Consider the following 19,576-nt stretch of genomic DNA (forward strand, 5'->3'; position numbering starts at 1 on the left):
CGCCCAAACGGATCGCTTGAAAAAGCCGGAAAAAGCGGAATATAAGTTAACGAAGGGGTTAACTTATGGCTGATCGATCGTTTTTCCATGCGCTTGAAACCCTTGAACTGGTGTGCCGCTTGGGCTCCATGCATAAGGCGGCGGCGCGTTTGAATGTTTCCCCCCCCGCAATCACGCGCGCAATTCGTTTGTTGGAAGACGACGTCGGGGCCGCCCTTATGGATCGCAGCACAAAACCTGCGCGGCCCACCGAAGCCGGCGAAAGGCTGGCCCGCGCCACGCGAAACGGTTTGGCCTTGATCGAAGACACCATCGCCGACATCCGCGCCGAAAACAGCAACAACGACCGCCACGTCACGTTAGCTTGCACGATAGGTATGGCGACCTACTGGCTCATGCCGCGCCTGCCGGATTTCTATGCCAAGCATCCATCGATCACGGTCAATGTTCAGGCCCCGCCCCTTGACCGCCCTGTGCTCTCGCGCGGCATCGATATCGCGCTGCGCTACGGCACCGGGGATTGGCAGGAGGGCGAGACCATCAAGCTTTTTGACGAACGGATTTGTCCGGTGGGCCGGCCGGATGTGATTGAACGGGCGCTGAAAGAGGGTGGCTTGTCGGAAGCGTGGCTCATTGATGTGCGCTCAACGGCGCAGCACTGGCTTGGATGGTCGGACTACCTCAGGGCGTCGGGTGAAACATTCAAGCCCGAGGGAGAGGTGTTCGACAATTACATTCAGGCCGTGCAGGCAACGCTGGATGGCCGCGGGTTAATGCTGGGTTGGAAGTCCATCACGTCAGAGCATGTGAGTGACGGCACATTTGCGTCGTGGCCCGGTGGCGACAAAGATTTCGGAACGGCCTATTTTATTTCTTCGTCCAAAACCGGGGCGATGAAAGAGGCAGCTCGATCGTTTGTCGCGTGGGCCGTCGACGTGGCGCGGGAGCACTAGCCCCCCGCACCTTTCGGTCACAGCTTGTCCCGAAGGCTCAGTGGATCCTGATCCGGCTCAAACGGCGCTGGTGTCAGCCAACGCCATTTGAGCCGCTAAATCAGCGACCTTTCCAAATCGGATCCCGCTTTTCTGCGAAGGCGCGCGCGCCCTCGGCGTTATCCTCGGACCCGTAAAGGACATCGACAGTCTTGAGCTGGCGCTTGGTGACCCGGTTCATGGCATCCTGAAATTTGCTATCCTCGGCATCGCGCACGATTTCTTTGATCGCGGCATAGACCAGCGGCGGACCCGACGCGAGAATGCGTGCCATATCCCACGCCTGCGTCATCAGATCATCCGCCGCGTGGATGTGGTTTACAAACCCCCAGCGGTGAGCTTCTTCGGCGTCCAGCCAGCGGCCCGCAAACAGCATCTCCATTGCGATGTGGTATGGAATGCGCTTTGGTAATTTGATCGATGCAGCATCAGCCACCGTGCCTGACGTGATTTCGGGCAAGGCAAAACTTGCGTGATCAGCCGCCAGAATAATGTCAGCTGACAGGGCTAATTCGAGCCCGCCGCCACAGCAAATACCGTTTACCGCAGCGATCACCGGCTTGTTCATGTCGCGCAATTCCTGCAGGCCACCAAAGCCGCCAACACCGTAATTGCCATCAACCGCGTCCCCATCAGCGGCGGCTTTCAAATCCCAACCCGGGCAGAAAAATTTCGACCCTTCCCCTGTGATAATCGCAACGCGCAAATCAGGGTCATCGCGAAAGGCGGCAAAGGTATCGCCCAAGATACGGCTGGTTTGCAGATCAATGGCATTGGCCTTTGGGCGATCCAGAGTGATTTCAAGTACGGCACCTTCGCGGCGCGTTTTAACGGGGCTTGTCATGTTGTTCCTTTCACCAAAAGCGTATCGGCGATCATCGCGCGGTCTTTTGTACAGATGAGGGGATTGATTTCGATTTCGGCAATCTCGTCGGCGTGGTCGCTGACGAAGTCTTGCAGCTTTAGGACCGCGTCAACAATGGCGTCTATGTTCGCTGCCTCGCCACCGCGATAGCCAATCAGCAGGGGGGTTATTCTTACCTGCCCCAAAGCGTGGCGAATATCGGCATCCGTCGTGGGCAGCAGCAAAGATTGACCGTCCTCCAGAATTTCCGTCAGCGTACCGCCCGCGGCCAACGTCAGGACAAACCCGTGAGCGGGGTCCGCGACGACGCCCAGCAAAAGTTCGGCGACGGTGCCGGTGATCATTTCTTCGACAAGGAAGGTTCCGGCCTGCATCGCCTGCGCCGCCGCGCCGACTTGCTCGGCGTCTGTCAGGTTCAGCTTTACCGCGCCGGCTTCGGTTTTATGGGCAACCCCTTCACCCTTCAAGACCACAGGAAAACCGATCTTTTGGGCGCAAGCGATCACATCTGCAAAGGCGATGCCTGCACGGCTTTTAGGGATATCCAAGCCGTATGCCGCAAGGGCCCGTTTGGCATCGCCTTCGGTGGCCGTGGTGGTGGTTGCGAAGCTAGGGGCAGGTAGCAGGGGCTGGTGATCTTGGCTATTTGGTATGCGCGCTGCGCTGATTGCTTCACACGTCGCGCCAAAGTCGCACAGCGGCACAATCCCCGCACCAAGCAGGCGTTTTGCAATCGCTTCGGGAAGGTTTTCGACGATCGACCCAACCACGCCAAATGGGCGACCCGTTTGTCGGGCCGCGTCCTCGATCGCCTCGATCGCGATCATCCAGTCATCAGCGGTGCAGCTGTCCAAGCGTGGGAAATCAAGCACCACAAGCGTCAGATCGATATCATCGCCTGTCATGGCCGCGAACACCGCCGTCATGGCCGCCTTATCACGCCAGATTTGCGTGTGGTAATCCAGAGGGTTTGCCAGATTGACCAGTGAACTGAGGTGCTGCGAAAGTGTATCTACTTGATCAGATGTCAGCGGTGGAAACGTAAGCCCATATTGCGCGGAGGTATCCGCCATAACGCTCGCCTCGCCACCTGAACAACTTAAGGAAGCAATTCGCGCCCCGGACAGGCGGCCATGGCAATGAAACAGCTTCAACGTTTCAAGCAGTGCGGCGGGGGAGCCGACCCGCGCAATGCCAAGCCGTGCCAGTACCGCATCCGACCCCGCGCTGCTACCTGCGAGCGACGCGGTGTGCGAAATGGTTGCCAGTTGCGATTCCTGCGAACGCCCCACCTTCAACGCCACAATCGGTTTGCCGAGCGCGCGCGACAGCCGTGCCAATTCCTCAAACGCCGCGATGTCACCAAAGCTTTCGATATAAAGCCCAAGCGCCGTCACGCGGTCGTCGCGGATGACAGTTTGGGCGATACTGGCAAGCCCTTGTTGGGCCTGATTGCCCGCAGTGATGGTATAGGCAATCGGCAGTCCGCGTTGCTGCATAGTGAGATTAATCGCGATATTGGACGACTGCGCAAGGATCGCCACGCCGCGTTCAACGGGCACCAGCCCATGTTGATCCGGCCAAAGCGCCACCCGATCCACGGCATTCAGAACCCCGTAGCAATTCGGCCCCAGAATGGGCATTCCCCCTGCTGCGGCCAGCAATTGGTCGTGCAAATCCGCACCGTCGGCTGTTTCTTTGAACCCGCTGGCAAAACATACCGCGCCCCCTGCACCCATCTGGTTCAATTCGCCGATCAGACCGATGGTTGCGTTACGGTTCACTCCGATAAATGTCGCATCCGGTGCCTTCGGTAAATCAGCAAGCGTTTTGAAGGCTGGCAAACCACCGACAATGTCCTTTTGGGGATGTACGGGCCAAATATGGCCCTTAAAACCAATTTTCTGGTTCTGCTCGATGACGGCTTCACACCATGCACCGCCTCCGACCACGGCAATGGATCGCGGTCGGAGGAGACGTTCAAGATCACTCATACCCGTGGTCCTATGCGCCAAGGGGGCGCAATAGATCGCGGCTGATGATGTGGCGCTGGATTTCAGACGTCCCATCCCAAATCCGTTCGACCCGCGCATCACGCCAGAAGCGTTCAATGGGGAAATCGTCCATCAATCCCATGCCGCCGAATATCTGCAGCGTGGCATCCGTAACCCGTGCCAGCATTTCAGACGCATAAAGTTTTGCACTGGCGATTTCGCGGTTTGCAGGCAGGCCTTGATCCAACCGCCACGCCGCTGCCAATGTCAGGTGCTCGGCCGCATCGATTTCGGTAATCATGTCGGCAAGCTGAAAGCTGATGCCCTGATATTTGCCAATCTGCTGACCAAACTGTTTGCGTTCAGCCGCGTAGTTCAACGCCATGTCAAAACAACGGCGTGCTCGCCCTACAGACATCGTGGCGACCGTGATCCGCGTGGCATAAAGCCATTCGTTCATCACCGCAAAGCCACCATCAACCTCGCCAAGAACCTGAGCATCCGGCAGGCGGCAGTTGTCAAATTCGAGGATCATGTTCTTGTAGCCGCGGTGCGAGACGGATTTGTAGCCGTCGCGGATGGTGAATCCGGGGGTGCCGCGGTCGACCAGGAAGGTCGTGATGCGTTTTTTGGGGCCGCGCAGCGTGTCGTCTTCGCCGGTTGCCACAAAGACGATCAAGAAATCCGCATGATCCGCGCCAGAGATGAAATGCTTGGTTCCGTTCAGAACCCAGTCACCGCCATCGCGTTTGGCTGTGCATTTCATGCCGCGGACATCGGACCCTGCATCGGGTTCAGTCATGGCCAGCGCATCCATCTTTTCGCCGCGAATGGCGGGGGTCAGATAGCGTTCAATCTGATCGTCCTTGCAGGCCATCAAGATATTCTGCGGCCGCCCAAAGAAGTGGTTCAACGCCATAGAGCCGCGGCCCAGCTCGCGTTCAACCAGCGCAAATTCTAGATGCGAGAGGCCAGCCCCGCCAACGCTTTCGGGGAAGTTGCAGGCATAAAACCCAAGATCGATAGTCTTTTGTTTGATCGCCTGCGCGACGTCATGGGGGACTTCGCCAGTGCGCTCTACCTCGGCCTCGTGGGGGTAGATTTCGTTTTCGACAAAGGACCGCACGGTGGAAACGATCATCTCTTGTTCTTCGGTCAATCCAAAATGCATCAGGTCAACTCCGGCTTGGGCAGGGCGGCTTGGGCCGCGATGATGGATGCGAGCTTGTCGCCGATATGCGCCGCTGGGTCGCAGGATTTGCGGGTTTCCAGACTGACGTGCAGCAGGAACTGGTTGCAGGTCGCCACGACATCGCCATCGGTATTTTTCAATTCATGGAACAGCCGCAGCTTTTTACCTGCACCCTCAAGAATGGTTGTGACAACTGTTACGTTGTCGCCTGCATGGCATTCATTGCGGAACTTGGTGTGGGTATCTGCGGTAAAATAACTGAGGCCCGATTCAATGTAGGCCGCATCGGCCCCGATCATGCGCATAAGTGCGTCGGCTGCATCCGACCACAGCTGCCCATAGCGGCTTTCGTTCATGTGGCCGTTGTAATCCGTCCAATCGATTGGAATGGCGCGGGCGACACTGATGATGGGTTTGGTAAAGTCAGGATCAGCTTTGGCTTCAAGGCGGGCGTCATGCGCATTCAACAACGCACCTGCACCCCAATCGCGGCCTTTCAGGGATCGCATCATCGACACCAGATTGTCGTCGCGAATGCGTTCAAGCTCGCGGATCGTATGTGCACCTGATTGTTCATCCGATTGACTGGCGATCATCTGCACCAATTCGTCGGTTAGTTCAGGCACATCCATTAATTTGGTCCAGGGCCATTGCAGGCAAGGCCCGAACTGTTCGATGAAGTGGGCCATCCCGGCCTCGCCGCCCGCAACGCGGTAGGTTTCGAACAAACCCATCTGCCCCCAACGCAAGCCAAAGCCAAACCGGATCGCGTCATCAATTTCTTCGGTTGTGGCGATCCCGTCCTTGATCAGCCAAAGCGCCTCGCGCCAGACCGCTTCGAGAAAGCGATCGGCAACATGTGCGTCTATTTCCTTGCGCACCTTCAGTGGTTTCATGCCGATTTCAGCGAGCACCGTATGCGCGCGCGTGGTCGTGGCATCGTCACCGACCAGTTCGATAAGCGGCAACAGATAGACAGGATTGAACGGGTGCGCGACGAAAATCTGGTTTGGGCGCAACGCCCCCTGCTGAAGCTCGGACGGTTTGAACCCTGACGTCGAAGACCCAATAAGCGCGTCTTTGTGGCAATAGGACTGGATATCGTTGAAGACCTTGTGCTTCATCTCCAGGCGTTCCGGCGCGCTTTCTTGAATCCAGTCTGCGCCTGCAACGGCTTCGGCAATTGTGGGGACGATTTTGACCTGCCCCTCGGGCGGCAACGCGACCTCGGACAAGGCCGGCAAGGATCGTCGCGCGTTCGCCATGACTTCACTGATTTTGCGTTCGGCTTCGGCATCAGGGTCGAAAATCGCGACGTCCCATCCAGACAATGCAAACCGCGCGGCCCAACCGCCACCAATGACTCCACCGCCGATGATTGCTGCTGTTTTGGTCATCGTGGAGCCTGCTTTGTCAGGCCAAGTTTTTGGCGCACGGCATCGGGGCCCATGACGGTTGCCCCCATGTTTTCGATGATCGACACCGCACGCGAAACAAGCGCTTCGTTCGTGGCGAGCTCGCCTTTGCCAAGCCACAGGTTATCCTCTAGCCCGACGCGCACATGCCCGCCTGCCAAAACAGATGCGGCCACATAAGGCATCTCGTCACGGCCAATCGAAAACGCGGACCAGTTCCAGTCGGCAGGGACATTGTTGACCATCGCCATAAAGGTGTTCAGGTCATTGGGTGCGCCCCACGGAATGCCCATGCACAGTTGCACCAGCGCGGGCGACGACAATACACCATCCTTAACCAGTTGTTTCGCATACCAAAGGTGGCCCGTGTCAAAGGCCTCGATCTCTGGCTTCACGCCAAGCGCTTCCATGCGCGCGCCCATCGTCGTCAGCATGCCGGGCGTGTTCGTCATCACATAATCAGCTTCGGCAAAGTTCATCGTGCCGCAATCGAGGGTGCAAATTTCGGGCAGGCAGTCTTCGATATGCGCCAGCCGTTCTTCGGCGCTGACCATATCAGTGGCGTCATTCAGCGGCAGTGGGGCGGATGGCGGGCCAAATACTATGTCGCCGCCCATGCCTGCTGTGAGGTTCAAGACCACATCGACATCTGCATCGCGGATGCGGTCAGTCACTTCGCGGTAGAGTTTCGGATCACGTGAGGGAACGCCCGTTTCAGAATCGCGTACGTGGCAATGCACAATCGCTGCTCCGGCCTTGGCGGCGGCGATGGCCGAATTGGCAATCTGTTCCGGGCTGCGTGGAACATGGGGTGAGCGATCCTGGCTGCTGCCAGATCCGGTCACGGCGCAGGTGATAAAAACATCACGGGTCATGTGCAGGGGCATCTTAATTTCCTCTCAGATTTTATACGAAACTACACGGATTGATCAGTCGAGGTGTGCAGTGCTAGACGTAAACATGCATGAAAAGACAAAATCGCCCTTTGATACTGTAACAATCGACGTGCTGCTTTTTGATGGGTTCTCCAATCATTGTCTGGCCAACACGCTGGAGCCGTTTCGCGCCGCAAACACCATTACCGGTCAGATGCCCTATCAATGGCGCCTGCTTTCGCTTGAAGGAGGCCTTGTGCGGTCTTCGAGTGGGATGTTGGTTCAAACTGAAATGGCCACAGCAAGCAGACCGACGTGTGATTATCTTATGGTGACAGCCAGCTATGGCCACCTCGCACTCTGTAGCAGCCAGGTCCTGACCGCGCTGAGGGCCCTTTTCGCAAACGCCAAATGTCTGGTTGGGCTCGATATGGGGTCGTGGCTGCTGGCGGCGGCGGGGCAACTGAACGGCAGGCCGGCGACAATCCATGGGCATCTTTTTGAAAGCTTTTCAGAGACGTTCACGCAGGTAGATGCACGGCAAGAGCGGTTTGTGATAGATGGCAACCGGATCACCTGCGGGGGTGCCATGGCGTCCTTTGACCTGGTCCTTACACTGATCGGGCAGCACTGCGGCGAAATCATACGTCTCGATGTCGCAAGCCTTTTTCTGCATCAAACCAATCAGCCGTTCGGGAACGCCGACAACATACCCGTGCGCTCAAAACTGGTGTCTCGTGCTCTTGTCCTGATGGACCAGAATATTGAGACGCCTGTGCCTATCCCGCTTATCGCGCGTCACCTTGGGTGTTCACTGAAAAGCCTGCAAAGACGGTTCGCACGCAGTTTGAATGCAACGCCCGGTCAGGTCTACAGACATAGGCGCCTGATCGCTGTCAGAAGCTTGGTCGAAAGCACCAATCTGTCCATCGTTGAAATTGCCGCGCGGTGCGGTTACGAAAACGCAAGTTCCATGACACGCGCCTTTAAGAACCAGTTTGGCACGACGCCAATGGATATGAGAACAGACTGATCGGAACCTCTCCGTCTTATTCAGATGCGGTTAAAAGCTATCCAATCTCGGACGCCGCTCTAGGGCGGCGCCGTCCAAAATCCCCAAGCAAAAGCCCTACAAATCTAAGGCGCGTCATGACGACATCGCGCGCCCTTCATTGCCCTGCTCGACCGGGCCCTTTTTTCGCTCAAGCCCCCACCCCTTGATGACCCCGTAAACCGCAGGGATCACGATCAGCGTGAGCAAGGTCGATGACACCATGCCACCAATCATCGGCACGGCGATCCGTTGCATGATCTCGGAGCCGGTTCCATGCGCCCACAAAATGGGCATCAAGCCTGCCATGATCGCCACGACGGTCATCATCTTGGGGCGTACGCGGTCAACGGCGCCGACCATAATCGCGGCATATAGCTCCTCTTGTGTAAGCGGGCGGCCCTTGGCGCGGTCCTTGGCCTCTGAGAGGGCTTGATCGAGATAGATCAGCATGATGACACCCGTCTCTGCCGCGACGCCCGCAAGCGCAATGAACCCCACGGCAACTGCGACGGACATGTTGAACCCCATGAACCACATCAGCCAGATCCCCCCGACGAGCGCGAAGGGCAGTGACAGCATGACGATCAAAGTCTCGGTCAGGCGGCGGAAGTTGAGGTAAAGCAGCAAAAAAATCAACGCCAAGGTCAACGGCACCACGATAGCAAGTCGCTGTTTGGCGCGTTCCAGATATTCGAACTGACCGCTCCATCCCAAAGAATAGCCCTGCGGCAGGGTGATCGAAGCCGCCACTGCCGCCTGCGCATCGGCCACATAACCGCCCAGATCCCGCCCGGCTATGTCAACGAAGATATAGACGGCCAGCTGCCCGTTCTCGGTTCGGATCGACGTGGCGCCACGCTTACGCTCAATCGTGGCGACATCGCCCAAGGGGATGGTGCCGCCACCGGGCAAGGCAACCTGCACCTCGCGCCCGATTGCGTCGGGGTCAGAGCGCAGCGCCGCAGGGTAGCGCACCGCGACGTTGTAGCGCTCGCGCCCTTCAACGGTCTGAGTGATCGCTTTCGCCCCCAACGCCATGCCGATCACCTCCTGAACGTCTTGAACGGACAGGCCGTAGCGGCCCAAGGCGGCACGGTTGGGGGTAATATCAAGGTAATACCCGCCAATGACTCGCTCCGCATAGGCGCTGGTGGTCCCGGGGACCGCGCGCACGACTGCTTCAACCTCTCGGGCTACTTTCGCCATTTCTGTCAGGTTGTCGCCATAGACCTTGATCCCCACCGGCGTGCGAATGCCCGTCGACAGCATATCAATCCGCGCACGGATCGGCATGGTCCAAGCATTCGAGACACCGGGAAACTGAAGCGCTGCGTCCATTTCCTGACGCAAGCTTTCGGTCGTGACGCCCGGTCGCCAATCCTCTTCGGGCCGCAGCTGTATGATGGTTTCAAACATCGATGTCGGCGCAGGGTCAGTCGCGGTGAGCGCGCGCCCGGCTTTGCCGAAAACTGTCAGAACCTCGGGAAAGGATTTGATAATCCGGTCTTGCGTCTGCATCAGCTCCGCGGCTTTTGTCACTGACAGGCCGGGCAGGGTGGTCGGCATATACATCAAAGTACCCTCGTTCAGCGTCGGCATAAATTCAGACCCCAACTGTCGCGCGGGCCAAATGGTGACGACAAGTGCGGCCAGCGCTATGACAATGGTCAGGGTCTTGGCCTTCAGCACCCATGTGATAACCGGGCGATAGACCGTAATCAAAAAACGGTTCACTGGGTTCTTGTGCTCTGGAATAATCCTCCCTCGCACGAAAACGACCATCAGCGCGGGCACCAAAGTGACCGATAGAAACGCAGCTGCGGCCATTGCAAATGTCTTGGTATAGGCCAACGGGCCGAACATCCTGCCTTCTTGCCCCTCCAGCGAGAATATCGGCAGGAAGGATACGGTGATGATCAGCAAGCTGAAGAACAGCGCAGGGCCAACTTCGGTCGCGGCATCGATCAAAACCTCGACACGCGGCTTATCAGGGGCGGCGCGTTCAAGGTGCTTGTGCGCATTCTCGATCATCACGATGGCCGCGTCGATCATCGCGCCGATGGCAATGGCAATGCCGCCAAGGCTCATGATATTGGCCCCAATCCCGAGCGCTTTCATCGCGGTAAAGGCCATCAACAGCCCCACCGGCAACATCACAATGGCCACCAAAGCGGAACGGAAATGCAGCAAAAACAGGATCGTCACTGCTGCCACTACGATGCTTTCTTCCAGCAAGGTCGTTTTGAGGGTCTTGATCGCGGAAAGGATCAGGTTCGAACGGTCATAGACCGGTACGATTTCGGCCCCTTCAGGCAAACTCTGGGCAATCACCTCGAGCTCTGATTTTGCGTTTTCGATGACATCAAGCGCGTTGGCACCGACACGTTGCAGTACAATCCCGCTGGCGACCTCGCCTTCACCGTTCAGCTCTGTAATGCCGCGCCGCCCATCTGGGACGATCTCTACTCGCGCGACATCGCTGAGCAAGATCGGCACGCCCGCAACGCTGCGTAAAGCGATGTTGCCGATGTCTTCGGTCCCTGACAAATAGCCGCGACCACGGACCATGAATTCGAATTCTGAAAGCTCCACGGTGCGGCCGCCGGTGTCCATGTTACTGGAGGCGACCGCTTTGCCGACGTCTGACAGGGTAATGCCTTGGGCGCGCATTCGAACCGGATCGACCGTGACCGAGTATTGCTTGACGAAGCCGCCGACACTGGCGACTTCAGACACGCCCTCGGCACGGCTGACGCCATAGCGTACCACCCAATCTTGCAGGGTGCGCAATTCGGCCAGCGACAGGTTTTCGCCGGTTACAGCGTATTGATAGACCCAGCCCACCCCGGTGGCGTCGGGGCCAAGGGCAGGTGTGACACCAGCAGGCAAATTGGCGGCGGCGGCGTTCAGGTATTCCAGCACCCGCGAACGGGCCCAGTACGGGTCTACGCCGTCTTCGAATATGATGTAGACAAACGAAATGCCAAAGAAGGAAAAGCCCCGCACCACGCGCGACCGCGGCACCGTCAGCATCGCGGAGGTCAGTGGGTAGGTAACCTGATCCTCGACCACCTGCGGGGCCTGACCGGGATAATTGGTCATTACGATAACCTGCACATCAGACAGGTCTGGGATCGCATCAATCGGCAGTGTTCTCAGCGACCAAACGCCAGCACCCACGATCATCGCCGTGGCAAAAAACACGAGCATCAGGTTGCGCGCTGACCATGCGATGATACGCCCGATCATTGCGTCGCCTCCGGCGCGACCAAAGCTGCTAGCGCTGCGTTCAGGTTGCTTTCAGCATCTATCAGGAAGGTCGACGTGGTGACGATACTGTCGCCGCTTGCAATGCCCTCGCGGATTTCGATCATCCCGTCGCCCTGTCGTCCGATCACCACATCTTGCGGTGCGAACGTGCCCTCCCCCATATCGCGGATCACCACCTGACGGTCCCCCGTATCGATAACAGCGGTCTGGGGCACCTGCACCACGGGCGTCGCATCGCCTGCCGCCAGTGTGACCTCGGCGAACATATTGACCAGCAGCCGTCCGTCCTGATTGGGCAGTTCGATCCGCACCCGTGCGGTTCTGGTTTGCATATCGACTGCGGGGTAGATCTCGTCGATTGTGCCTTTAAACGTCTCTGCGGGCAGTGCGGGAAATGTGATCGAGGCTGGCGCGCCGCGCGCCAATCCCGCGAGCGAGGATTCAGGCACCTCTGCCATCACCCACACCACTGACGTATCAGCAATGCGGAACAGTGGTGCGCCAGCAGGCGACATCATGCCCTGCACAGCCATCCGTTCCAAGACCACGCCAGACAACGGCGCCATAAGCGGTGTGTTCACGGGCGGTGTCTTTTCAGCGCTTATCTGTTCAATCACCGCCTGTGGCACTCCGAGGTTGGCCAATCTTTGTCGGCTGCCCTTGGCACGCGCTTCGCCACTGCGCAGGTCCGAGACATAAAGCGCGGCCGCAGCTGCAATCTCGGGCGAATAAAGCATCGCCAAAGGGGCTCCGGCGATGACAACGGTACCAACTGTCACGTCCTCTACCTGTTCGACAAAGGCATCGGCGCGCAGCGAGATGATGCTAACCTTGCGCGTGTCCAGCTCAACGATACCGGGCGCACGCACGGGCATCACCATCGGGGCCAAGACCGCCACCGAAGTACGGACGCCTGTTCTTTGCAGCTTGCCCGGGGAGACGCTTACGGAGCCTGCGTCCGTGGCCTCATCCGCATAGACTGGCAGATAATCCATATTCATCGAGTCTTGTTTGGGTACTGGCGAGGTGTCGGGAAGCCCCATCGGATGTCGGTAATAAAGGATCGTGCGTTCGCCGTCGGTGGCGGCAGGCGCAGCTTCCTCTACTGGCGCGAAAGAGACATCTTCGCTGGCCAGCACGGCGATGAAGTCGCGGCCGTCCTTTGTCTGCGTGGACTGGGCCGACCATTCGGCAAGCCCGTCAGGGTGGCGGTAATAGATCACCGGTCCGGTGGCTGCGGGGGCTGGCATGGCCTCGGCTTTCCGCCCGATCAGGGCTGTGAACGCCATCTGGGCTTCGCCGCTTAGACGCGCGGGGGTCCAGCCCTTGCCGCCTGCCGACAGACCGATCCACCCTGCGGTGCCACTGACGATGGTGATCAGGGCCAATTTTCCGAACACGCTCATTCCTGCACCTCGATAACGATGCGCGCCTGAACCGTCTCGGCCTCGCCTTGCACCTTGGCCGCGACCGAAATCTGCCAGTTGCCCTCCATCGAAAGATCGGTGGCAAAGCGGTACTCGCCCAGCGTTTCAACAGGCAACGCTGTGATCTGTGATGTCATCATCGCCATACCGTCAGGCTCCATATCGACCCGCGTTGCAAAGATAATGGCCCCCTCAACGGGCTGCTGGCTGCGCAAATCCGTTAGGCGCAGGGTCAGCACAGCATTGTCACTGACGGAGTAAACAGTCTCGACGAGCTCGAACGCATAGTCGGCTTCACCTGCCTGAACGGCGGAGACAGTCAAAAGGCTGGCGGCAGCAAAGGCCGCGCAGAAACGCGAGATAATATGGGGCATAGCGGGTCTGAAATTTTATAAATGTATTGGGCGCGCGCGCGACATCGCACCTGTCAGGGGCGTGCTGCGATCGCGGAGATCAAGGTGCGCAAGGCACCTGAGTTTTCAGGCTTCCGGGGGTCTTTGCAGATCATTGCCGGAGCGTTGCGCCGTGTGCGCAATAACCGCGGTGGAAAGCGGTACAGCGTCGACAAGAATGCGGCTCGGAACCGGCACCCAATCAGGGCCTACTAGGCCAACCGCGCCGCGACACTGGGACGATAGGTGGCAAGGGGCGTCGCAACCGGGGATATCTGCGCAGTCTTCCATTGCAACATCGGGCGCGACTTCGGCTTGCATCATTTCCATCGTGGCCGCTTGGGCCGAAGACACTAAAGCAGTGCCCGTCTGCGCAAGAATTGCACCGACCAGCAGAGACATCAGGAAAAGGCGGAATTTTACCCACATAAGATTGCCTATGTCGCTTTATCTCAGGCGCAGCAATACACTTTTTGTTGAAGCGCGCAGGGGTGCTCCGACGCGAGTCAGTGAACTCACAAATCCTACGATCATAACCAGGTATTTCAAAGCAAGGCATCGACAGAACTGCACGGCGTTCCTATATCAGGACCATGCGCATTCTGCTTCGCCTCACCACCTTCTGCCTCTCGCTCGCTCTGTTGAGCGGCGTGCTCGCGCATGATCTGGCGGCTGCGAATATGTCGATGGAGATGTCCGGCCTGACCACGTCCGCACACATCGAACAGGATGACGATTGCACTGCGTGCCTACAAGATGACCAAGGCGCAATTGTTTGCGACATTGATTGCACGGCTCCCGTCTTTTTGATCGCTCAGTTGCTCCATCCTCAGCCGGAAACTTTGCACCGCTTTGCTGTGCCTATGCCGAAAGACCTTGGTCTTAGCGGCACCGATCCCGCGTCTGACCCGTTTCCTCCGCGAACCATCTCCCTGATTTGATCGGCCGCACCCTCGGGTGACGGCCAGGTTCCGCGATTTTGCCGCTAATAGGCAGTTTCACGGTCAATCCTATCTTTCACTTTTGGGAACTACTTTCATGTCACAAAATCTACCGCGCGCCCTGTCGCGCAGGTGCTTGTTGTGTGGCGGCGTCGCTGCATTCGGGGCAGCGCTACTCCTGCCCCATACTTCTCTTGCCGCCACGACGGTGGTTTCGAGCGGCAGCCTTACATACGCCGACGGCGCGATACTTGCGGCGTCCAAGCGCACCCTTTGGCGCGTTGACGCTGCGGGCAAAATTGAACATCGCCCCCTCGACCGTTCAATCACCGCCTTCGCCAGCCACCCCGAAACCCCGGGCACGCTTTTCGCGGCAGTTGCCCCATCCGGCCTTCTTCGCAGCCGTGATGGTGGACGCACATGGGCCGATATCAGCGCGGGCCTGCAGGCCACCCGCATCACGGCACTCGCGCAGGCGGCGCTAGAACCGGACATGCTGTATGCAGCACTGGAAGGGGACGGGCTTTGGCGCAGCAAGGATGCTGGGATAAGTTGGGAATTTGTCATGGATAGGCCCTATCTCGACGGCACCGAGCGCGACGTGCTCACCCTCGTGTCCGTCGGCAATCCGACCGGCATGGGTGGAATCTGGCTTTATGCCGGAACCGAAGCCGGATTAACCCGCGTGCCCGATTGCTTTTGCCGCTGGCAAGATGTGACCGCTGGGGACGCCATGGACGCCTTGGTCGCGGGTAAGACCCCACCGCCAACCAAGCCATTGCCCGAGAGGGAGCAGGTCAACCATCTCGCCCTCTCTCCCGAGGAGCCCGAACGTATTTACGCCGTGCTGAAAAGCGGAATTTGGACGTCGACGGATGCGGGCGTGAATTGGACCATGACGGCTTCTGGCACTTTCGACGCGCTGGCCGTCAATCCTGAAAACCCCCGACACCTTGCGGCCCTCCGCAATGAAACCCTTTCGGTCAGTCGCGATGGCGGCATGACCTTTGACCCCCTCAACCTCTCTTAAGGAGACTCGGAATGACCAATAAATTCACCCTTGGTGCAACCGTGGCGCTTACCGTCGCCGGTATCGCCAGTTTCGCGGCCTTTGGCATCGCTGAAAGCGACAGCACGCCCGTGTCGGACACCCTCACGGCCGCCACCGTACCAGCAGACCGGCAGATGACGATTTGGCGCGACCCCTCTTGTGGTTGCTGCGATGCCTATGCCGACTATGCCGAAGAAAACGGGTATCACGTCACCCGCATCGACGACCGAGACTTCGACAAACGGTCGGTCGAGGCCGGCGTGCCTGAACAAGGTCTGGGCTGCCACCTCGCTGAGGTCGACGGGTACTATGTCAGCGGGCTGGTGCCCGTTGAAATCATCCAGCGTCTCACGTCTGAACGCCCCGATGTCATCGGCATCACGCTGCCAGGTATGCCCAGCAATGCGCCCGGCATGGCTGGTAAAAGTGGCACGCTCAAGACCTACGCCTTCGGCGAAGATGGCGTAAATGTGTACTCCAATGAATGAGGATAGAATGATGGAAATGATGAACGGTTCAATGATGAGCGGCCCGATGTCGGCCTGGATGATGATCGGATGCGGCGTGCTGTTCCTGCTGGTGCTGGCCTTGCTCGTGCTGGGTGCCGTCGCCCTAATCAAATATCTGAGGCAGCCAAGATGAAGCGCGTGGTCATAGCTGCCGTGATTGGCTTCACGGGTGCGGCGGCAATCGCTGTCTGGGCCGGGGGCAAGGGCGAAAGCCCCCCGGCGCTAACCGTCCTTGGCAGCCCGGTCGACGCAACGATGGTCGATTTGGGTGCAGGACTGTATGCCGACAACTGCGCCTCGTGCCACGGCGCCAAGCTTGAAGGTCAGCCTGATTGGCGCAGGCGGCTCGAAAATGGCCGCATGCCTGCGCCGCCGCATGACGAAACCGGCCATACGTGGCACCACGCGGACCAGCAGATTTTTAACATTACAAAGAACGGTGTGGGATCCGTCGTACCTGGCTATGAAAGCGACATGCCGGTGTTCAACGGCATCCTGAGTGACGCGGAAATCACGGCGATCCTTGGCTATATCAAAAGCACTTGGCCTGAACGGGAACGCGACTTTCAAGCCGAGATTACCGCCAATAATAAGGAGGGATCATGAGCCGTCTGGACCAGTTTGCGCGAAAGTCACGGTGGTCCTTCTTGACCGCCGCACGCAGGTCAATCGCTGAACTTGGCGACCCTTATAAACGTGGCAGCGCAGATACTTCTGGTCGGACCTCTAGAGGTAGGCGCGTTCGCGCGGTGCTGAAAACCTTTACCATCAAAGCAAAGGGCCGCGGTGTTTTCACGCGTGTCGGTACTTTTCAGCAATCTCTCGACGACTGCATCCTTGCAGCGGCGCGGCATTTGCAGTCGGGGAAGGTCGCGTGAAGCGGCGCGGTTTTCTTGCCGGTGCGCTTGCCCTCGGGGCCTCTCCGGCAGCAGCACGAGAGGTTATGGCAGAACATAAGGTGCCCCTACCGATGCTCTCGCCGCCCGTCACTGACGGGAGAGGCCGGGATCTGACGTTGGCGGCTTTTCGGGGCCGGACGGTGTTGCTAAATATCTGGGCGACATGGTGCCCACCGTGCCGTGCCGAAATGCCAACACTCGATAGATTGCAGGCCAATCTTGGCGGGCCAGAGTTCCATGTGGTTGCCCTGTCGATCGACCGAGGCGGCCTTGAAACCGTGCGGGCATTCTATGCTGACATCGGTATCAAGCACCTCGATCTATACGTTTCCGAACAGTTGAGAGCGATGACCGCCCTCGGCGTCGCCGGACTTCCCACGACGCTCCTCGTCAGCGCCCAAGGCCGTGAAGTCGCACGCAAGCTGGGCCCGGCCGAGTGGGACAGCCCGTCGGCAATTTCTCAGATCAAACGCGTCATCCTAGAAGGACGATCCCAGAAATGACCCAAACTTCGAATGATATCAGGGCAGCAAGCGCGATCTCCAGGCCCTCAAGTCGACAGATGCTGATGATCACCGGTTTTGCCGCGATTGGCGGTGGTGCTGCGTTCAACTGGGACTGGCTTATCGCTGTTGGTGCCGCGCCCTTGATCCTCAGCCTCGCGCCTTGTGCTGCCATGTGCGCTTTGGGGCTTTGCATGCGCGGCGGATCCTCCGGCTGCGCCAAAAACGATGCGGTGGAAAACGCGAACGCCGCGACCGACAGAAACTCCATTCCAAATTAGCACGGGGTAACCCGTCGCTCCGCAGGTCTATGGGGCCGGCGGAGCATGCTGTTGAAAGCAATATCATGACTAGAATTACCCCTACCCACCGTCGAATTCGCATTGCACTGTGGACGGGCGCGGTCGCTATTGCCGTGCTCGTTGCTGGGTTTGCCGTGTTACGCCTGGACCAAAATCATGCCGCACAGACGGTGTATCACGGTGAAGCCAACATTCGGTCAGAGTTTTCGCTCGTTGATCACCATGGTCAGGCCGTCACACAAGAGGATTTTGCAGGCCGCTGGCAGCTTGTCTTTTTCGGCTTTACCCATTGTCCGGATATTTGCCCGACCTCCCTGGCTTATATGGACAATGTGCTGGAGTTATTGGGCCCCGATGCAGATCAAGTCGCCCCTCTCTTTGTGACCGTAGATCCGGAACGCGACACGCCTGCAGTTCTCAAGGACTATGTCGCGAACTTTCACCCGCAGCTGATCGGGCTAACGGGAAGCCAAGATCAGATCGCAAAGGCAACCGATGCCTTCAAGGTCTATAACGAAAAGCTTCCGACAAAGACGCGGCCCCACGGATACATGGTGGCCCACGCCGGTCATTTTTATCTGATGAACCGAGACGGTGGTTTCGAGGCAGTTTTTCTGGAAAGCGAGCAACCCGCCGCGGAAATGGCCGAACAGATCTCAATGCGTATCGAGAACGAGAGAGAAACCCGATGACTACGATCTTTTCACTGTCCGCACGGTTTGGTGCTTTTCTACTAAGCGCGAGCCAAATAGCGGCAGTACCGGCTTTTGCCGATCATCCCGGCGAAAACCTCAATCAGGTTATGGCCGCTAAAGAAGCGTCATTCGAGCCGATCACGCCGCGAGATGCGCCAGAGCTCGTATGGCAAGGGGCGTCCGGCGATCTCGTTTCGCTAAGCACCTTGAAAGGGAAGGTCGTGGTTCTGAGCTTCTTGCCCAACGGTTGCGGCAGTCCCTGTGAAGCGCAACAAGAGAAACTTGGCCAAACGATCTCCGCGCTCAATTCCAGTGCGATGCGCGAAATGGTGGTCTTTGTCACGCTGAGCGATGATCCGCAGACCGACCCACGAGAGCAGAATTGGATGTCTGCTCAGGGGCCCGACGCCGAAAGCCTTGTCGATGCGAGCATCGCTCTTGCCGCTCCGAGCGACCGGCCCAGCACATCCCCTCAGGTGCATCTGCTTAACCGCAAAGGCCAGCAGGTCGGCATATTTCACGGTGCCGACTTTGAGCCGTTGAACCTTCTGCTTTATATTAACGGGCTGACCAATGCGCATCCACATGAGGAACCCAGCATTTTGCAACGAGTGATCGGATGGTTTTCATGACAAATCTTCACCCTAGCGCCGAACTACTTTGGCTGTCCGCGTTGCGCCGCTTCGCTGTGATTACCCTGTTGGCGCACCTTCTTTGGGAGATCGCGCATATCCCCCTTTACACAATTTGGGTCGACGGGACGTGGGGAGAAATCGTTTTTGCTGTCGTCCATTGCACCGGAGGCGACCTGCTGATCGCCATGAGCAGCCTGTTCATCGCACTGTTGGTCTTTGGCACGGGCAGGTGGCCGCACGCGCGGGTTTATCCCGTTCTGGGCGCGATGATCGCAATTGGACTTGGCTATACTATCTTCAGCGAATGGCTGAACATCGAAGTCCGCGAAGCCTGGGCCTACCGCGAGATTATGCCGGTCATTCCGATCATTGGTGCGGGTATCACTCCGGTTCTGCAATGGCTCGTCATCCCCATCGTAGCCTATTTCGGTGCGCTGCGGCAGGACACGCGCACAGCTCGGCTTGAAAAAAATCCACTTGCATAGAAGCGCGAGAGGGCAGCCAACCCTCGATTAAATCCCGGTAACCGTCTCTCTTTATTATCTAATATATGACCAGTAATATA

The 19,576-nt window shown here is 58.2% G+C and carries 21 protein-coding genes; 12 read left to right on the top strand and 9 right to left on the bottom strand.

Translation table 11 applies throughout. The annotated features are described in order from the left end of the window. Positions 1 to 65: 65 nt before the first annotated feature. Positions 66 to 953, top strand: coding sequence for a LysR family transcriptional regulator (locus tag GLP52_RS17335; protein ID WP_237273829.1), 888 nt, complete (start codon positions 66 to 68; stop codon positions 951 to 953). Between the two features lie 100 nt (positions 954 to 1,053). Here GLP52_RS17335 and GLP52_RS17340 read toward each other — a convergent pair whose 3' ends face one another. From GLP52_RS17340 to GLP52_RS17360, 5 genes are read right to left on the bottom strand one after another with little or no spacing between them, the layout of a single operon-like run. Beyond that, positions 1,054 to 1,836, bottom strand: a complete 783-nt coding sequence (locus tag GLP52_RS17340) for a carnitinyl-CoA dehydratase (protein WP_237273830.1) — start codon at positions 1,834 to 1,836, stop codon at positions 1,054 to 1,056. Beyond that, positions 1,833 to 3,851: an acetate--CoA ligase family protein gene (locus GLP52_RS17345; protein ID WP_237273831.1), complete on the bottom strand. Its 2,019-nt coding sequence runs from the start codon at positions 3,849 to 3,851 to the stop codon at positions 1,833 to 1,835. Before GLP52_RS17345 ends, GLP52_RS17340 begins: the two co-directional genes overlap by 4 nt. 10 nt (positions 3,852 to 3,861) lie before the next feature. Next, positions 3,862 to 5,022 carry an acyl-CoA dehydrogenase family protein gene (locus GLP52_RS17350; RefSeq protein ID WP_237273832.1) on the bottom strand — a complete coding sequence of 387 codons (1,161 nt, stop codon included), beginning with the start codon at positions 5,020 to 5,022 and terminating at the stop codon, positions 3,862 to 3,864. Then, complete coding sequence (locus tag GLP52_RS17355; protein ID WP_237273833.1) at positions 5,022 to 6,440, bottom strand: carnitine 3-dehydrogenase; 1,419 nt, start codon at positions 6,438 to 6,440, stop codon at positions 5,022 to 5,024. Before GLP52_RS17355 ends, GLP52_RS17350 begins: the two co-directional genes overlap by 1 nt. Then, the gene (locus GLP52_RS17360) at positions 6,437 to 7,345 is read right to left on the bottom strand and encodes a 3-keto-5-aminohexanoate cleavage protein (RefSeq protein ID WP_237273834.1); all 909 of its coding nucleotides are present in this window, start codon (positions 7,343 to 7,345) and stop codon (positions 6,437 to 6,439) included. Before GLP52_RS17360 ends, GLP52_RS17355 begins: the two co-directional genes overlap by 4 nt. Before the next feature lie 73 nt (positions 7,346 to 7,418). On the opposite strand from GLP52_RS17360, the gene GLP52_RS17365 reads away from it, so the two are divergent. Then, a complete protein-coding gene (locus tag GLP52_RS17365) occupies positions 7,419 to 8,366 on the top strand; it encodes a GlxA family transcriptional regulator (RefSeq protein WP_237273835.1) in 948 nt (315 codons plus the stop codon). Between the two features lie 114 nt (positions 8,367 to 8,480). Here the strand turns inward: GLP52_RS17365 and GLP52_RS17370 are convergent, their stop codons facing one another. The 4 genes from GLP52_RS17370 to GLP52_RS17385 all read right to left on the bottom strand — a co-directional run bounded on the left by GLP52_RS17370 (position 8,481) and on the right by GLP52_RS17385 (position 13,905). Then, entirely contained in the window at positions 8,481 to 11,636 is a 3,156-nt protein-coding gene (locus GLP52_RS17370) for an efflux RND transporter permease subunit (protein ID WP_237273836.1), read from the bottom strand. Continuing rightward, positions 11,633 to 13,063, bottom strand: a complete 1,431-nt coding sequence (locus GLP52_RS17375) for an efflux RND transporter periplasmic adaptor subunit (RefSeq protein WP_237273837.1) — start codon at positions 13,061 to 13,063, stop codon at positions 11,633 to 11,635. Before GLP52_RS17375 ends, GLP52_RS17370 begins: the two co-directional genes overlap by 4 nt. Further along, positions 13,060 to 13,458 (bottom strand): FixH family protein, encoded by a 399-nt coding sequence (locus GLP52_RS17380; protein ID WP_237273838.1) that lies wholly within the window; start codon positions 13,456 to 13,458, stop codon positions 13,060 to 13,062. Before GLP52_RS17380 ends, GLP52_RS17375 begins: the two co-directional genes overlap by 4 nt. Before the next feature lie 105 nt (positions 13,459 to 13,563). Next, positions 13,564 to 13,905, bottom strand: coding sequence for a hypothetical protein (locus GLP52_RS17385; protein WP_237273839.1), 342 nt, complete (start codon positions 13,903 to 13,905; stop codon positions 13,564 to 13,566). 164 nt (positions 13,906 to 14,069) lie between these two features. On the opposite strand from GLP52_RS17385, the gene GLP52_RS17390 reads away from it, so the two are divergent. The 10 genes from GLP52_RS17390 to GLP52_RS17435 all read left to right on the top strand — a co-directional run bounded on the left by GLP52_RS17390 (position 14,070) and on the right by GLP52_RS17435 (position 19,496). Beyond that, positions 14,070 to 14,417, top strand: coding sequence for a hypothetical protein (locus GLP52_RS17390; RefSeq protein WP_237273840.1), 348 nt, complete (start codon positions 14,070 to 14,072; stop codon positions 14,415 to 14,417). 97 nt (positions 14,418 to 14,514) lie between these two features. Then, positions 14,515 to 15,447 (top strand): exo-alpha-sialidase, encoded by a 933-nt coding sequence (locus GLP52_RS17395; RefSeq protein WP_237273841.1) that lies wholly within the window; start codon positions 14,515 to 14,517, stop codon positions 15,445 to 15,447. An 11-nt stretch (positions 15,448 to 15,458) separates the two neighbouring features. Further along, positions 15,459 to 15,956, top strand: coding sequence for a DUF411 domain-containing protein (locus tag GLP52_RS17400; RefSeq protein ID WP_237273842.1), 498 nt, complete (start codon positions 15,459 to 15,461; stop codon positions 15,954 to 15,956). A 7-nt stretch (positions 15,957 to 15,963) separates the two neighbouring features. Beyond that, a complete protein-coding gene (locus GLP52_RS17405; protein ID WP_237272907.1) occupies positions 15,964 to 16,110 on the top strand; it encodes a hypothetical protein in 147 nt (48 codons plus the stop codon). Next, a complete protein-coding gene (locus tag GLP52_RS17410) occupies positions 16,107 to 16,583 on the top strand; it encodes a c-type cytochrome (protein WP_237273843.1) in 477 nt (158 codons plus the stop codon). Before GLP52_RS17405 ends, GLP52_RS17410 begins: the two co-directional genes overlap by 4 nt. Before the next feature lie 268 nt (positions 16,584 to 16,851). Next, positions 16,852 to 17,379, top strand: coding sequence for a TlpA family protein disulfide reductase (locus GLP52_RS17415; protein WP_237273844.1), 528 nt, complete (start codon positions 16,852 to 16,854; stop codon positions 17,377 to 17,379). Between the two features lie 59 nt (positions 17,380 to 17,438). Further along, the gene (locus GLP52_RS17420) at positions 17,439 to 17,660 is read left to right on the top strand and encodes a hypothetical protein (protein WP_237273845.1); all 222 of its coding nucleotides are present in this window, start codon (positions 17,439 to 17,441) and stop codon (positions 17,658 to 17,660) included. A gap of 65 nt (positions 17,661 to 17,725) precedes the next feature. Continuing rightward, positions 17,726 to 18,373 (top strand): SCO family protein, encoded by a 648-nt coding sequence (locus GLP52_RS17425; RefSeq protein WP_237273846.1) that lies wholly within the window; start codon positions 17,726 to 17,728, stop codon positions 18,371 to 18,373. Further along, entirely contained in the window at positions 18,370 to 19,008 is a 639-nt protein-coding gene (locus tag GLP52_RS17430; RefSeq protein ID WP_237273847.1) for a redoxin domain-containing protein, read from the top strand. The genes GLP52_RS17425 and GLP52_RS17430 overlap by 4 nt, the downstream gene beginning before the upstream one ends. Next, a complete protein-coding gene (locus GLP52_RS17435) occupies positions 18,996 to 19,496 on the top strand; it encodes a hypothetical protein (protein WP_443069454.1) in 501 nt (166 codons plus the stop codon). The genes GLP52_RS17430 and GLP52_RS17435 overlap by 13 nt, the downstream gene beginning before the upstream one ends. Positions 19,497 to 19,576: the final 80 nt, after the last annotated feature.

Source organism: Sulfitobacter sp. M22 (genome assembly GCF_021736025.1).
In the GTDB taxonomy this organism is placed as follows: domain Bacteria; phylum Pseudomonadota; class Alphaproteobacteria; order Rhodobacterales; family Rhodobacteraceae; genus Sulfitobacter; species Sulfitobacter litoralis.

What these genes read in the sequence shown, in the direction of transcription:
- GLP52_RS17335 (WP_237273829.1), top strand. Translation starts at nt 66, where the DNA reads ATGGCTGATCGATCGTTTTTCCATGCGCTTGAAACCCTTGAACTGGTG.
- GLP52_RS17340 (WP_237273830.1), bottom strand. Translation starts at nt 1,836, where the DNA reads ATGACAAGCCCCGTTAAAACGCGCCGCGAAGGTGCCGTACTTGAAATC.
- GLP52_RS17345 (WP_237273831.1), bottom strand. Translation starts at nt 3,851, where the DNA reads ATGAGTGATCTTGAACGTCTCCTCCGACCGCGATCCATTGCCGTGGTC.
- GLP52_RS17350 (WP_237273832.1), bottom strand. Translation starts at nt 5,022, where the DNA reads ATGCATTTTGGATTGACCGAAGAACAAGAGATGATCGTTTCCACCGTG.
- GLP52_RS17355 (WP_237273833.1), bottom strand. Translation starts at nt 6,440, where the DNA reads ATGACCAAAACAGCAGCAATCATCGGCGGTGGAGTCATTGGTGGCGGT.
- GLP52_RS17360 (WP_237273834.1), bottom strand. Translation starts at nt 7,345, where the DNA reads ATGCCCCTGCACATGACCCGTGATGTTTTTATCACCTGCGCCGTGACC.
- GLP52_RS17365 (WP_237273835.1), top strand. Translation starts at nt 7,419, where the DNA reads ATGCATGAAAAGACAAAATCGCCCTTTGATACTGTAACAATCGACGTG.
- GLP52_RS17370 (WP_237273836.1), bottom strand. Translation starts at nt 11,636, where the DNA reads ATGATCGGGCGTATCATCGCATGGTCAGCGCGCAACCTGATGCTCGTG.
- GLP52_RS17375 (WP_237273837.1), bottom strand. Translation starts at nt 13,063, where the DNA reads ATGAGCGTGTTCGGAAAATTGGCCCTGATCACCATCGTCAGTGGCACC.
- GLP52_RS17380 (WP_237273838.1), bottom strand. Translation starts at nt 13,458, where the DNA reads ATGCCCCATATTATCTCGCGTTTCTGCGCGGCCTTTGCTGCCGCCAGC.
- GLP52_RS17385 (WP_237273839.1), bottom strand. Translation starts at nt 13,905, where the DNA reads ATGTGGGTAAAATTCCGCCTTTTCCTGATGTCTCTGCTGGTCGGTGCA.
- GLP52_RS17390 (WP_237273840.1), top strand. Translation starts at nt 14,070, where the DNA reads ATGCGCATTCTGCTTCGCCTCACCACCTTCTGCCTCTCGCTCGCTCTG.
- GLP52_RS17395 (WP_237273841.1), top strand. Translation starts at nt 14,515, where the DNA reads ATGTCACAAAATCTACCGCGCGCCCTGTCGCGCAGGTGCTTGTTGTGT.
- GLP52_RS17400 (WP_237273842.1), top strand. Translation starts at nt 15,459, where the DNA reads ATGACCAATAAATTCACCCTTGGTGCAACCGTGGCGCTTACCGTCGCC.
- GLP52_RS17405 (WP_237272907.1), top strand. Translation starts at nt 15,964, where the DNA reads ATGATGGAAATGATGAACGGTTCAATGATGAGCGGCCCGATGTCGGCC.
- GLP52_RS17410 (WP_237273843.1), top strand. Translation starts at nt 16,107, where the DNA reads ATGAAGCGCGTGGTCATAGCTGCCGTGATTGGCTTCACGGGTGCGGCG.
- GLP52_RS17420 (WP_237273845.1), top strand. Translation starts at nt 17,439, where the DNA reads ATGCTGATGATCACCGGTTTTGCCGCGATTGGCGGTGGTGCTGCGTTC.
- GLP52_RS17425 (WP_237273846.1), top strand. Translation starts at nt 17,726, where the DNA reads ATGACTAGAATTACCCCTACCCACCGTCGAATTCGCATTGCACTGTGG.
- GLP52_RS17430 (WP_237273847.1), top strand. Translation starts at nt 18,370, where the DNA reads ATGACTACGATCTTTTCACTGTCCGCACGGTTTGGTGCTTTTCTACTA.
- GLP52_RS17435 (WP_443069454.1), top strand. Translation starts at nt 18,996, where the DNA reads ATGGTTTTCATGACAAATCTTCACCCTAGCGCCGAACTACTTTGGCTG.